Origin of the sequence: Streptomyces axinellae (assembly GCF_039532135.1) — a bacterium.
Classification (GTDB): Bacteria; Actinomycetota; Actinomycetes; order Streptomycetales; family Streptomycetaceae; genus Streptomyces; species Streptomyces axinellae.
The window spans coordinates 360,038-373,265 of sequence record NZ_BAAARJ010000007.1 but is presented as its reverse complement, the minus strand read 5'-3'; the positions used below and the strand labels follow the sequence as shown (position 1 = coordinate 373,265).

At 69.8% G+C, this 13,228-nt stretch carries 9 protein-coding genes; 6 read left to right on the top strand and 3 right to left on the bottom strand.

The window, feature by feature from the left end; all coding sequences use genetic code 11:
• The first annotated feature begins 71 nt into the window (after nucleotides 1-71).
• From lhgO to ABD339_RS13455, 6 genes are all read left to right on the top strand, one after another.
• Nucleotides 72-1,319, top strand: coding sequence for an L-2-hydroxyglutarate oxidase (gene lhgO, locus ABD339_RS13480; RefSeq protein WP_344565678.1), 1,248 nt, complete (start codon nucleotides 72-74; stop codon nucleotides 1,317-1,319).
• A 208-nt stretch (nucleotides 1,320-1,527) separates the two neighbouring features.
• Nucleotides 1,528-2,388: a tRNA (guanosine(46)-N7)-methyltransferase TrmB gene (gene trmB / locus ABD339_RS13475; protein ID WP_344565599.1), complete on the top strand. Its 861-nt coding sequence runs from the start codon at nucleotides 1,528-1,530 to the stop codon at nucleotides 2,386-2,388.
• A gap of 759 nt (nucleotides 2,389-3,147) precedes the next feature.
• Nucleotides 3,148-4,683 (top strand): PrsW family glutamic-type intramembrane protease, encoded by a 1,536-nt coding sequence (locus tag ABD339_RS13470; protein ID WP_344565597.1) that lies wholly within the window; start codon nucleotides 3,148-3,150, stop codon nucleotides 4,681-4,683.
• A gap of 169 nt (nucleotides 4,684-4,852) precedes the next feature.
• The gene (locus ABD339_RS13465; RefSeq protein WP_344565595.1) at nucleotides 4,853-5,290 is read left to right on the top strand and encodes a very short patch repair endonuclease; all 438 of its coding nucleotides are present in this window, start codon (nucleotides 4,853-4,855) and stop codon (nucleotides 5,288-5,290) included.
• A gap of 15 nt (nucleotides 5,291-5,305) precedes the next feature.
• Complete coding sequence (locus ABD339_RS13460; protein ID WP_344565593.1) at nucleotides 5,306-6,316, top strand: DNA cytosine methyltransferase; 1,011 nt, start codon at nucleotides 5,306-5,308, stop codon at nucleotides 6,314-6,316.
• Nucleotides 6,313-7,632 (top strand): DNA cytosine methyltransferase, encoded by a 1,320-nt coding sequence (locus ABD339_RS13455; RefSeq protein ID WP_344565591.1) that lies wholly within the window; start codon nucleotides 6,313-6,315, stop codon nucleotides 7,630-7,632. The genes ABD339_RS13460 and ABD339_RS13455 overlap by 4 nt, the downstream gene beginning before the upstream one ends.
• On the opposite strand, the gene ABD339_RS13450 is transcribed toward ABD339_RS13455, so the two are convergent.
• Genes ABD339_RS13450 through ABD339_RS33770 form a run of 3 tightly spaced genes read right to left on the bottom strand, consistent with a single transcriptional unit; the run spans nucleotide 7,601 to nucleotide 13,112 of the window.
• Entirely contained in the window at nucleotides 7,601-8,488 is an 888-nt protein-coding gene (locus tag ABD339_RS13450; RefSeq protein ID WP_344565589.1) for a DUF6339 family protein, read from the bottom strand. The two genes, ABD339_RS13455 and ABD339_RS13450, sit on opposite strands and share 32 nt — an antisense overlap.
• Entirely contained in the window at nucleotides 8,485-9,477 is a 993-nt protein-coding gene (locus ABD339_RS13445) for a hypothetical protein (protein WP_344565587.1), read from the bottom strand. Before ABD339_RS13445 ends, ABD339_RS13450 begins: the two co-directional genes overlap by 4 nt.
• Nucleotides 9,474-13,112, bottom strand: coding sequence for a sigma-70 family RNA polymerase sigma factor (locus tag ABD339_RS33770; protein ID WP_425575976.1), 3,639 nt, complete (start codon nucleotides 13,110-13,112; stop codon nucleotides 9,474-9,476). The genes ABD339_RS13445 and ABD339_RS33770 overlap by 4 nt, the downstream gene beginning before the upstream one ends.
• Between the last annotated feature and the right edge of the window lie 116 nt (nucleotides 13,113-13,228).

The following is a 13,228-nucleotide window of genomic DNA, read 5'->3' as shown; positions in this document are numbered from 1 at the left end:
CGGGCCGGGGGGATTTCCTTGATCATCGACGGGAGGGGCGCCGCCGCGCGATGTCAGAGGCGCGGGTCATGATGGGTGCTGTGTCCACGACGTCCCACGGTTCAGCGGCCTGCGATGTGCTGGTGGTCGGCGCCGGCATCGTCGGCCTGGCCACCGCGTACGCCCTCACGCGCGCCGTGCCCGGCACCCGCGTCACCGTCCTGGAGAAGGAGCCGGGGCCGGCCCGCCACCAGACGGGGCGCAACAGCGGCGTGATCCACAGCGGGATCTACTACCCGCCCGGCTCCCTCAAGGCGCGGTTCGCGCTCCAGGGCTCGGCCGAGATGGTCAAATTCTGCGCGGAGCACAGCGTTCCGCACGAGGTCACCGGCAAGCTGATCGTCGCCACCGAGCGCGCGGAACTGCCCCGGCTGCACGCGCTCATCCAGCGCGGCAGACAACACGGCCTGCCCGTACGCGAGCTGGGGCCCGCACAGATAAGCGAGTACGAACCGCATGTGCGCGGCCTGGCGGCCATCCACGTCGGGACCACGGGCGTGTGCGACTTCACGGCCGTCGCCCGCACCCTGGCCCGGCTCGCGCGGGACGCCGGCGCGGAGCTGCGGTACGGCGCCGCCGGTGAGGTCGTCGCCGTCGATCGGCGGGCGGGCCGCGGGGTGGCCGTCCGTACGGCGGACGGCACGGTGCTGCGGGCGCGGGCCATGGTCAACTGCGCGGGCCTGCACTGCGACAGCCTCGCCCGACTCGCCGGAGACGAACCGCGGGCCCGGATCTTCCCCTTCCGCGGGGAGTACGCCGAGCTGGTGCCCGAGCGGGAACACCTGGTGCACGGGCTGGTCTATCCCGTCCCCGACCCCGCCTTCCCCTTCCTGGGCGTCCACCTCACGCGCGGCGTGCACGGCGGCGTGCACCTGGGCCCCAACGCGGTCCCGGCGCTGGCCCGCGAGGGCTACGCCTGGCCCGTCGTGCGCCCCGCCGAGCTGGGCGGACTGCTCGCCCACCCCGGCACCTGGCGGACAGCCCGCAGACACTGGCGCTACGGCGCGGGCGAACTGCGCCGCTCCCTGTCCCGCACGGCCTTCACCGCCGCCGTACGACGCCTGCTCCCGGAGGTGACGACGGCGGACCTGCGCCCCGCACCCGCCGGAGTACGGGCCCAGGCGGTGCTGCGGGACGGCACGCTCGTGGACGACTTCCTCTTCGCCGAGGGCCCCCACACGATCCACGTCCTCAACGCCCCTTCCCCGGCGGCGACCGCCTCCCTCCCCATCGGCCGCGAGATCGCGCGGCGGGTGGCGGGGGTGCTGGGGAGCGGGTGAGCGCCGGGGGCCCGATCCGATCCCGGCCGGCACCGGGCACCTATCCCGGCTCAGCGATGGGCATCGATCCCGGCTCAGCGCCGGGCACCCGTCCCGGCCGGCACCGGGCACCCATCCCGGCTCAGCGCCGGACCTCCGGCCAGGCGCCGCCGGGGGGCGATCGGGGAAGGACCGGGGAAGGTCGCGGGGGCCGTAAAATCGACACATTGTGTCCGAGCACTTCCCTCACCAGAACGGCTCCCCCGGGGCCGCAGACGACGCTCCGGCCGACGGCGATCCCGCAAGCGCCGACGGCCGTGACGAGACCCAGCCGGGAGCTGGCGACCAGGCTGGCTCCGGTCGTATGTTCGCGCCGGGGGCCGGGCCCTCGCCCGATCCCGCCGGGTCGCATCACGAGCGCCGTATCCGCAGCTTTCAACCCCGTCGCAGCCGTGTGACGGCGGGGCAGCGCGCCGCGCTGCAGCGGCTGTGGCCCCGCTGGGGCTTCGACATCGACGGGCTGCGGCGCCTAGACCTGGGCAAGCTGTTCGAGGACCCGGATCTGCCGGTCACCTTGGAGATCGGCTTCGGAATGGGCGAGGCCACGGCGCGGATGGCGGCGGCCGACCCGTCCACCGGCGTCCTCGCGGTCGATGTCCACACCCCCGGGCAGGGCAACCTGCTGCGCCTCGCCGACGAGCAGGGCCTGACGAACGTACGGGTCGGCAACGGCGACGCCGTCATCCTCCTGCGCGAGATGCTCGCCCCCGACTCCCTGGTGGGGCTGCGGGTCTTCTTCCCCGACCCCTGGCCCAAGGCCCGCCACCACAAGCGGCGGCTGCTCCAGCCCGAGTTCCTGGACCTGGCGGCCGGACCGCTGCGCCCGGGCGCGCTCGTGCACTGCGCGACGGACTGGGAGGACTACGCCGAGCAGATGCTCGAAGTGCTCACCGCGCACCCCGACTACGAGAACACCCAGCCGGACGGCGGCTACGCGCCACGGCCCGCGTCCCGCCCACTGACCCGCTTCGAGGAACAGGGCCTCGGCAAGGGGCACGCGGTACGGGACCTGCTCTTCCGGCGCCGCTGAGACTGTCGGCGTCGCCGACAGCGTCGGCAGCGTCCGCCTCGTCGGCAGCGTCCGCCTTGTCGGCAGCTCCGGCAGCTCCGGCGGCTCCGGCGGCTCCGGCGGCTCCGGCAGCCATCAGGTGGCGACGACCGTGGCCGAGGTTGGGGCACGGTGCCAGCACATGTCACCCGTACTGGTTACTGTCGATGGGTGCATGACGAGGCAACCGGCGCTCCCAGCTCGCCGCCGAACCCCACGACGGCCACGCCGCCGTCCCCGCCGACGGACGGCTCCGCGGACGGCTCCGCGGTCGGTCCCGCGGTCGGCGCCCGGCCGAGCGAACCGGGGGCGGAGCCGGAAGCGGCATCGGGAGCGGCGGGGTGGACGGATTCCCCGTCAGGAAACCGAATACCCAGCCAGCCCCCGGCGCCGCAGCCCGAACGGGAACGCGAATCGGAATCCGAACCGGCCGACGCGATACCGGTCCCGAACACGGACTCGGACTCGGACTCGGACTCGGCGCCTGGCGCCGCCGCCGGTACGGGCACAGGCACCCCGGGCACCCCGGGCACCCCGGGACAGAACGCACACGACCCGGCGCCCGCTCCCCCCTACGCGCCGCCCACGCCGTACGCGCCCCACGGGCCGTACACGCCCTACCCCGCTCCGTCGCCCCGGGCGCCATCGGACCGGGCGCCATCGGACCGGGCGCCATCGGACCGGGCGCCCGCACCCGGCGCGGTGAACACGCCCCCGCCGCATACCCCGTACTTCCCGGAGATGGCCGCGAGGAGCAGCGGCCAGGACGACGGCCCCGGCAACGGCCCCAGCGGCCCCCATGCCCCCCTTGGCCCTGGTGGCCCTGGTGGCACCGGTAACCCTGGTAGCCCCAGCGGCTCCGCCGGTCACCTCGCTCCCGGGCCGCCCCCGGACGCTCCCGGCGCATGGCCGTACGGTGCGGGTCCCGCGCACCCCACCCCCTCCTGGTGGCAGCGCCACCAGCGCACGCTGCGCGGTGCCGCGCTCATCGTGCTGCTCGCGCTGTGCGGGCTGATGATCCTGGCACTGGTGCGCGAACAGACCGGTACGCAGGGCCTCCTCGTCGGCTTCGGGCTCGCGCTCTTCCCCGTACCGCTGCTGCTGACCGCGTTCCGCTGGCTCAGCGCGACGCTGCCGGCGCCGTGGCGCACACATCTGTTCGCGTTCGCGTGGGGGGCGTGTGCGGCGACGCTCGTGGCGATCCTGGCGAACGGCTTCGCGACGGACTGGCTCGCGAGTTCCGTCGTGGTCGACTCGCCCAAGGAAGCCGACACCCTGGGGTCCACCGTCATCGCGCCGATCGTCGAGGAGTCGACCAAGGCCGTGGCGATCGTGCTGCTCTTCCTCTTCCGGCGACGGCACCTCGACAGCGTCGTCTCGGGGATAGCGGCGGCCGGAATCACGGCCACCGGTTTCGCCTTCACCGAGAACATCCTGTACCTGGGCACGGCGTACGGCGAGGACTCGCTGCTCGACCCCCAGAGCCTGTCCGGCTCGGCGACGGCGGCGACGTTCTTCATCCGGATCGTGCTGGCGCCGTTCGCGCACCCGCTCTTCACCTCGTTCACCGGCATCGCGTTCGGCATGGTCGCGGCCATGCCGAGGCGCCGGCGTGTGCTGCGCTGGGTGGTGCCGTGCGTCGGGCTGTTCACGGCGGCCCTGCTGCACGCGATATGGAACGGCTCGGCGTCCTTCCAGAACCTCACCTTCATCGCCGTCTACGCCCTGTTCATGATCCCCGTCTTCGCCGCGCTGACCTGGCTCGCGATCTGGTCGCGCCAGCACGAGCTGAAGGTCGTCCACACGACGCTGTCGGCCTACGCGGCGGCGGGCTGGTTCAGCGAACCGGAACCGTGGGCACTCTCCTCGATGCGCGCCAGGTCGATGGCCCGCGCCATGGCCCGCCGCAGCCACGGCCCGGAGGCCGCCCGCACCCTGGCCGGCTACCAGCACGACGCCACGGCCCTCGCGCTCCTCCGCTCCCGCGCCGACAACGGCGCCACGGCCCCAGACTTCGCCGCCCGCGAACACGCCCTCCTCCAACGCCTCCGCACCGCCCGCCCCCTAGCCGCCCCACCCACCACCAGCGCGGCCCTCTCCCTCAGCCGCCCGGCGGCGCCGACGTGGGGGGCGGCGGCGCGGGGGCCCTCGGGGCCTCACGGGTATCCGGGGGCTCATGGGCGCCCGGGAGCCACGGGGCATCCAGGGGCCCCGGGGCGCCCGGTGGCTCCCGGGCATCAGGTGGGGGTGCCTCCACAGGGGTATTGGGGGCGGTGAGAGGGAGCCGGCGTCATCGACCCGCACACGTCGGGGCCCAGCCTTCGCTCGTTCCACCTCGCGTGCGGCGCGGCGCCGGCCCGTCTCCGTTCGCGCACCAGGGGCTCCGCGCGGCGTGACTCCGCCATCGCGGGATCACAACGGCGCCCGGAAGGAGGAGACTGGGGCCATGCGTGCCGTACCCGCCTCCAGCCCCGACGTCTCGGCTCGGATGAGCCGACAGACCAGCCAGGACACGGGTGCCGAACGGGCTGTGCGGCAGCTCCTGCACGCCGCCGGATATCGCTATCGGACCCACTATCCGGTACCGGGCATGCGCAGACGCAAGATCGACATCGCTTTCACGCGCGCGAAATTGGCCGTCCTCATCGACGGTTGCTTCTGGCACGGCTGCCCGGAGCACGCCACCAGCCCCAAGGCGAACGCGGGATGGTGGCGACAGAAGCTCGATCGCAACATCGAACGGGACCGGGAGACGAACGCACAGCTGTTGTCCGAAGGTTGGACGGTCCTGCGCTTCTGGGAACACGAGCCACCGGACGCCGTCATGCGCGAGGTGGCCGCGGCTGTCGAACGGGAAAGAGCAAGCAGAGGAACGCGACGGTGAAATGAGCGGAGACCGATGAGCGAACTGCGATTCATCGATATTTGCGCGGGTGCGGGTGGATTGTCCCTGGGGTTGGAGCACGCCGGTTTCGAGCCCGTGCTGCTCCTGGACAAGATGCCTGTGGCCTGTGACACGCTGCGCATGAATCGTCCGATGTGGCAGGTGTTGGAAGCGGACCTGCTGGATTTCTCCCCTTCGCGACACCAGGAGATATACGACGTCGATCTGCTGGCTGCCGGGTTGCCCCGCGTGAAGTCCAGTGCGACCGTGGGCCGCCCCCACACCGAGGCCGAGCTTCAGCTGCTGGAGACGACCGTCTACCTGGCACACGCCGTCCAGCCCCGGGCCTTGGTGATCGAAAACGTATCGGGGCTCGCGGGTGCCCCCGGCTTCGAGTCGGTACGCGACCTCATCCGCAGGGAACTCGACCACCTCGGCTACCGGTTCCTCTGGTTCGTCCTCGACGCAGCCGATTTCGGCGTGCCGCAGAAGCGGAAACAAGGGTTGCTCGTCGCACTCAAGAAGCGGTATTTCGAAGCCTTTCACCCACCGGAACCGAGGGTGCGCGAGCACCTGTCCGTGGGTCGGGCCCTGCGCCGATCGATGGCCGCGGGCGGTTGGCGCGACGCCGATCGGTGGGCGGACCAGGCGATCGGCGTGGCCCCGACGTTGGTCGGCGGATCGGACAGGCGAGGAGGGGCGGACCTCGGTCCGTCGGGGACGAGGAAACGTTGGGCCCGCATGGGGGTGTACGGAGGTAGCCTGGCGAACCACGTACCCGGCCCGGACTTCACCTGGGCTCCGGAGACGGGACGGGACGGCATGGTGAGGATCACGACGGACCAGACCGCGATCCTGCAAGGATTCCCGCCCGATTGGAGATTCGCCGGGAAGAAGACGGCACGTTACCGTCAGATCGGGCACGCCTCACCACCGCCGGTGGGCAAGGCTCTCGGTCTCGCGATCCGAGCCGCACTGGGCGCACCTGGAACCTCCGAGGTCAACGCCTACACTTCAGGATCATGAACAGCCCAGGACCACAAGGCCACCCTCTCGACGGTGTCCGCATTCTGGACCTCTTCGCGGGCCCCGGCGGACTCGACGTGGCGGCGCACTTCCTGGGCTTCAAGAGCATCGGAATCGAGTGGGACCGTAACGCGTGCGAGACGCGCTATGCGGCGGGCCTTCCGACGATCCACGCCGACGTGAGCGTTGTGCGCGAGACCCGTTTCGACGAGATCCCCGCCTCCGTCGACGTACTCGCGGGCGGGCCACCCTGTCAGTCGTTCTCCGTCGCGGGCACCGGCGCGGGGCGGGTCGCGCTGGACACGGTGAAGGACTTCATCCACCGTCTCGTCCACGGCGAGGACGAAGCCGAGATCGACAAGGACTTGCACTCCCTCGACGAGGACCTGCGCACCGCCTTGGTCCTGGAGCCTCTCCGCTGGTTGCTCAAGGCGATCGAGACAGAGGGCCGCGACCCGTACAAGGTGATCGTTCTGGAGCAGGTACCCGCGGTCCTGCCTCTGTGGGAGGTGTACGCGAAGCTTCTGCGCAGCGGGGAAGGAAGACTCCAGGGGGTCAAGTACGAAGCGGAATGCTGGGCTCTGAAGACCGAGGAGTTCGGGGTGCCGCAGACGCGTACGCGCGCCGTACTCGTCGCCCGACTTCCCGGGGACGGGACCGTCCGACCGCCGAGGGCCACACACCTGCCCTTCGACCTGCGTCGAGGTAAACGCGCAACGGCTCAGGAGGAGATGCTCCCGACGGACTCCACACTTCCGAGGGCCGGCCGGCCCTGGGTATCCATGGCGGAGGCACTCGAAGCGGCGAGCGAACCCGACGATTCCCCCGTGGATGTGTCCCGGCTCCGGACGGAAGGCGACATGACCTTTTTCGTCGTCTCGAACTACGGTTCCGGGGGCGATCCGAAGAACAGAGGGCGGCGGCTGTCGTCCGAGCCCGCCTTCACGGTCACGGGGAAGATCTCTCGGAACAAGGTGTACAAGAGCGTCGCGGACTACGAGGTCGGCAAGTCCGACCGTTTCACGATCCCCGAGTCCGGGGTGCTCCAGACCTTCCCGCACAACTTCCCCTGGTCGGGAAAAGACCAGGCGCAGCAGGTGGGCAATGCGGTACCGCCGCGACTGGGCATGCACGTACTCAGCCGGGCGCTGCGTGACAACACCCCCTCGGACGAGGAATTGACTGCTGCTGCCACGTGGCCCGCTGTGCCCCGGACGCTCTCGGACGAGCTGCGCGGCATCGGCTGCGGTGATCGGAGCCGATGCCCAGCGGACTCGCACAAGGTCACTCGTCCTCGCCCGCAGACCGTCCCCTGACCGGGGCGTCCGCGTACAGCTCCTCGAAGTGGGCGATGAGTGTGTGAACCGACTCCTTCGGAACACGGTCCTCATCCGGGCCCTCGGGAAGATGGTTCCGGGGAGACGGGAGCGCCGAGGCGGCCCCCGCGATCCACTCGCGCAGCGGCTCTCCGTCTCTGTCCCCATCCGGGGCGACGACGTCGTACATCAGTGTCGCCGCGGCGGCGTTGATCGCCGGCGTCAGGGCGTTGACCTCACGACCGGTGCGCACCGTCCCCCTCTCCATGAGGCCGACGACGGCCTGAGCGGTAGGGCGGTGGTCGATGATGTCCAGGCGCAGAGCGGAGTTGAGCACGTCCTGGCTTCCGCAGGCCACAACGGCGGGTTGGTAGTCCGCGCCGTCACGGAAGAGTTCGGCCGCCCACCAAAGACGTGAGAACGCCTGTTTGTAGTGCGCACCGACGAATTTCTCCCGAGCCACACGGCCGCGCGAACCGTCGGCCTTCGGCTCGGACAGGTGCCGCCAGACGACATAGTCAGGCGCCACCCCCAGGGCCATGTAGGTCCAAAGCTGCCTCTCGGCCGCCTCCCGACGCGTCAATCTGAGGGTTTCGTGCAGGCGCGGCGCCAGCCACGCGTCGGCTGCCGTGGGGCGCTCGTCGCGAAAGCGGTTCAGCGCGTCGTCGATGAGGTCTCGTACCCGGTGCAATCGCAGCCGTGCGTCGTCGCCGGGCAGTGGCTCGGCGACCTTGTTCAGTGCAATGGAAGGGACGTCTTCACGTCCTTCGAGCAGTCCTGTGGAGATGTATTCGGCTGCCTGCGCGTCGGAGAGCAGGGCAAGCCGTTCCGGCAGGTGCTCGGGGCGGGAAGTCACGCGGGGCTCTCCTGGTCGAGTCGTTCGATGTCGCGGACCGTGACGGCCAGTGTCCTCGGGACCTCGGCCCGGCGTGCGGCGGCGTAGTGGATGCGCGGTTGCAGGTCCGTCCAACTCCCCTCTCCGGTACGTCGATTGTGTACATCGCGAAGAGCGTCCTCCGCCGAACGACCGGGAACGATGTCGGGAAGCATCTCGCGCAGCACCGCCCCTCGCCAGTCGGGCGGAAGGAGCGGCGTCCCGTCGTCCTCGACTTCCAGATCGCCGATGGCGCTGTGGAATACAGCGGTCCACACATCGGCGCACATCTGGGCCAACAGCATCTCCGCCACGACCTTCTCCACCTTCGAGCCCTCGCCCTCCACGAGCGCTGCCAGCCCTTCGAAGTCGGAGTTCAAGCGGACCGTGGGCATGCGACCGGAGGTGTCCACGACCCATGGCGCGTCCTGGAAGCTTCGCAACCACTCGGCGCCGCGCGCGAAGCTGACGGTGGTGACATCGAGCCGGCGGTCCCTGAGCGGGACGTCCGCCGTCACATCGATCATCCAGTCCTGGGTCGTGGAGGCGATGATCCGCCCCGCGACCTCTCCGACGGTGGCCACCACGTGCACGGCGAGAGAGGCGCGGTCGAGGTGGTCTTCGCGATTCAGCTCGATCTCACCGGTCCAATCCCTGCTGCCTTCCGGGCCGGGAGTCAGCCTGGTCACAGTGCGGGTGTTGGTGGCCCCCTCCGTCACGACGGCGACCACCGCGATGTCGGACCAGTGGCCTTTCGATTCGATCTCGCGAGCCGGCACTGTCGCCGCCAACGAGATCCGTGCCGTGTGCCAGTCCTCCCTCTCCGCCCTCCCGAGCGCCACGACCTGCTCGACGACCGAAAACCCCTTGGTGTCCAACTGCTCCCGGCTGTCTCCGGGTCCTCGAAGCCGAACGGCCGTGACCCTCGCCGTCACCGCCCCGGTCGGTCGGGGGTACGGGTAGGCCCTCACGCGATGCCTCCCTTGCTCTCCTGGAGTTCGACGACGAGACCCGTCAGGGCCGCTCGCACGGGATGAGTGGACACATCGGTGGTGCCCTTGAACACGGCACGGCGAGTGCCTGGCGCGAAGTGCAGTGTGCCGTCCCTCACTTCACAGTTGTCGACCGCGGTCAACTCGGCCCATTTGACCACCGGACGCGGGCCGGAACGTACCTCCAGCTTCGCGACCGGGTTCATGCGCCAGGGCTCGTCCCCAGGTGAGAGCTTGACCTCGGCCGTGATGTTCCAGGCTCCGGAAGGGGCGATCACGGCTTCCAGATCGTCCAGCTTCGGTGGCGTCACCGTGCCCCGGACCTTGGCTGCGGGCTTCCCCGAGATTTTCAGTCGCCTGCTCACCTTGCTCGTGCCGCTCGGCTTCTTCTCCTTGGGGATCGCCACGAGCCCGTGAACGGCCCTGTTGGTCTCCGACGTCAAGGAAGCGATCCGTCGGTGTGCGGAGGGCGAGTAGCGCATCCTCAACTCCTCGGTCTGAGCCCACTTGTTGTGCTCCGGCGGCTCGGAGGAGCGCAGGAACTTCTCGGCCTCGGCCGCGAACGGCGCCTCGTCCCCCGCTGCCCGCCCCACGAGCAGGACCGCCTGGAAGGGGTTTGTCCCCAAGGGCAGGCCGGGCACCCATCGGGTCTTGACCGTCATGCGGTTGCCTCGCATCGCGGTCACCTGATTGATCTTCCCGTCGGCATCCGTGGCCTCGGTGACGAGGAGCACGGCACGGTGCTCGCCCGCCGTACCGGCGATGCCGTCCCGTTCGGGCACCTTCAACGGCACCGTGGTGAGGGCAACCTGGCCCGCTTCGGTAAGCCGGTCCACCGTGGTACCGCTCAGGAAGGCACGAAGAGCACGCGAACGCGCGGGCTGATGCACGTGGGGATCGACTCTCACCTCCTCCAGGTGCTCCACCCCGTTGCGCAACGTCCGCACCGACGCCTCCAGCAGCGGTTCTCGGTCGCCTCCCGCTGTCATCGCGGCCCAGAAGTTGCGTCCGAGAGCACGGACCAACCTGTGGTGCATACGCTCCAGGCTGTCCTCGTCGTCATCCGTGTCGCCCTCTTGGTCCTGCCCCGCCCCGGCCAAGCTGGCGACGTCATGCGCACCGACGATCAAGAACGAGGTGCCCGGATCGTCGTCCTCGCGGGTCAGATACAACTCCTCCGCCGTCTCCTCGTCGGCCCACCATGAGCGGACCACGCCCGCGTTGTCGGCCTCGGGGTCCGGCCGACCCAGCCAAGCGGGGCCGGCGAACCTCCTGCCGTCCACCTCTCGCCAGGGCAGATCGAGCCGTCCGATCAGTCGCCGCCGGGTGTGTCCCTCATGCGGTTCGGAGAGCGTGGAGTTCATGAGGACGAGGCCCAGGCGGCTGGTTGCCCAGAGGGTGGCCTTCCCGAGGCCGTAGGAGCCGCCGGCCGCCGCGTCCGACTTCCGGCTTTCGAGTTGGCGTCGCACCACGGCGGCGAACCGGCCGTCCTCGTAGTCGTCACCGGTCAAACCGGTGGCGTTGTAGTCGTCGACGCGCAACAGCACCAGCCGATCCCGCTCGAACATCTCACGAAGGCCGGCGCTGATGACACGCCCGACCTTCTGGTCCTGCGCGGAGGCCGCCTCGTAGTGCGCCCGGAGGTCGTCCCAGCGGATCGCCTTACGGAACCGGGCCAGGGGTTCACCGGTCAGTTCATGCAGAACGTAACGGACTCTGACGGGCCGTTGGTTGCTCCTGTCGCGCTCGTCCAGGCTGTTCTGGGTCGCCTCACGGGCCAGGACCTCCAAGTCCGCCTCGAAGGCGAAGGCTGCCGCGTTGCCGAGTTCCCGGCCGCCGTCCTCGTGTCCGGGGCGGTGGTACCACACGAGCGATGCCCCGGAGGGTCCGTCGCGCCGTTCCGGATCGATCACGGAGCCCTGTTCGGCTTCGTCCTCGTCCCGGGTTCCGGCTTCGCCCACGGCTCCGGCTCCGGCTCCGAGCAACTCCCGCACCCTTTCCAAGTGGTCCGGTCTCGGCGTGGAGCGATCGTGGATCCAGGCTTCGACAAGCACCCGTGGCACCCCGAGCAGGCGCGCCAACTCACCCTCGTCCGCCTCGTTCTCCCGCATCCGCTCGGCCAACCACCGACCGAACGTTGTTCCCTTCGAGGTCACCGTTCCCTCTCTCCCATCGGAACTGAACTCTGTCTCGGACGCTCCCCCGACCTCCCGCGCGGAGGCCGCAACGGACTTCCTGGTCCCCCGCCTCTCCGAGCCTCGGCAAGGAGTGGTTGTTTCTGTGGCCTCCTGCGCGACCTTTCGAGCGGCATTACGGCGACGACGTGCCGAGTCGGGGTCATCGGGTTCCAGCCCCATGTGGATCCTCAGCTCGTGCAGTGCGCGTTTCTCGATCTGCCGAATACGTTCCCGCGAGACCCCGATGTGCTTACCGATCTCATCCAGTGTCCACGGTGTGCCATCGACGAATCCGTACCGGAGCAGAAGAACTCTTCGCACTCTCTCCGTGAACACACAGGCATCGAACCGCTGGAAAATCTCTTGCCGTTCGAATTCGGGTCCCAGCACGCGCTCCGGCCCCGATACCGGTCGGAACGTGTCGACGACCAGGTCTCCGAGCGTCACGTTCTCGCCGACGGGCTGGTCCAGCGACAGCACCGCGCGTGTGCCCAAACGCCGACACCGCGCCACCGCTTCCGGACTCAGCTCACAGGCCAGGGCCAGGTCGTCCACGTTGGGAATTCTGCCTTGGCCGAGAAAAGCCCGTTCCTTCTTCCGCACCTTCTCCACATCGGTCCAGACATGAACCGGAAGCCGAATGGCCGAGCCTTCGTTCGCCACAGCCCGTGTGATGCGCTGCCGAATCCACCAGGTGGCATAGGTGGAAAATTTGCACCCCAGGGAGATGTCGAACTTCTCCAGAGCGCGAATGAGCCCCACCATGCCGTGCTGGGCAAGGTCCTCATGCATGAGGCTTCCCGCCCAATGCCCCGAGCCCTGCAATATCTTATGGACGAGCCGCTTATTGTGAACAACCATCGCGGAGAAAGCCCGGTACGCCTCGCTTTCCCGCGGAAGTGTCGCCGGATATCCATCGGGCAGCTCCTGCGAGGCATCGCAGGCGCCCCGGAACAGAAGGCAGAGCCCGACTTCCTCCTCGGCACTCAGCAGGTGCCGGCCCGGATCCCTCCGCCACCGATCGCGTTCGAGCAGGTCCCGGGCGGCACGACGCGCAGCGTCCAGGTCCTCGACACGCACCGTCCCCCGAAACGATGCGAGGTCCGGTACTTCCTCTTCCTCGGAAAGGTCCTCTTCCTCATGGAGCTCCTCCTCCCCCAAGGGGTCCGCATCGGGCTCGCCGCCCACTTCGGCCGCACGGTCGGCACCCGCGTCCCGCGCGACCTCCGGTGCCTCATCCCGCACCATCGCCACCGTCACGGCTTCGTACAGGGCCTGGATCTCCCGCGTATCGAGACGCGCGGCTCTCATCACCTGGCTCAGGGCCGCGCGGCGGTCGACCCCTTCAGCCGTGAATCGGCGTACCAGCCCGACAAGCAGTTCCCAACCGCCGTCTCCGACCGGTCGATCGGATGCACCGCCCCACTCCGTGGTCATCACGCCCCCCCCGCGCCCCCACTACGCCGCTGTCCCCACGTAGTCCATCACTCATCGGGCCACCGCTCCAACCGCCGGCAGTTCCTCGCGGGAGACGCCCCCAGCAGAATCCCTCA

Excerpts from the sequence above, each read along its gene's own strand:
- lhgO (WP_344565678.1), top strand. The coding sequence starts at position 72 with ATGGGTGCTGTGTCCACGACGTCCCACGGTTCAGCGGCCTGCGATGTG.
- ABD339_RS13470 (WP_344565597.1), top strand. The coding sequence starts at position 3,148 with ATGGCCGCGAGGAGCAGCGGCCAGGACGACGGCCCCGGCAACGGCCCC.
- ABD339_RS13465 (WP_344565595.1), top strand. The coding sequence starts at position 4,853 with ATGCGTGCCGTACCCGCCTCCAGCCCCGACGTCTCGGCTCGGATGAGC.
- ABD339_RS13460 (WP_344565593.1), top strand. The coding sequence starts at position 5,306 with ATGAGCGAACTGCGATTCATCGATATTTGCGCGGGTGCGGGTGGATTG.
- ABD339_RS13455 (WP_344565591.1), top strand. The coding sequence starts at position 6,313 with ATGAACAGCCCAGGACCACAAGGCCACCCTCTCGACGGTGTCCGCATT.
- ABD339_RS33770 (WP_425575976.1), bottom strand. The coding sequence starts at position 13,112 with ATGACCACGGAGTGGGGCGGTGCATCCGATCGACCGGTCGGAGACGGC.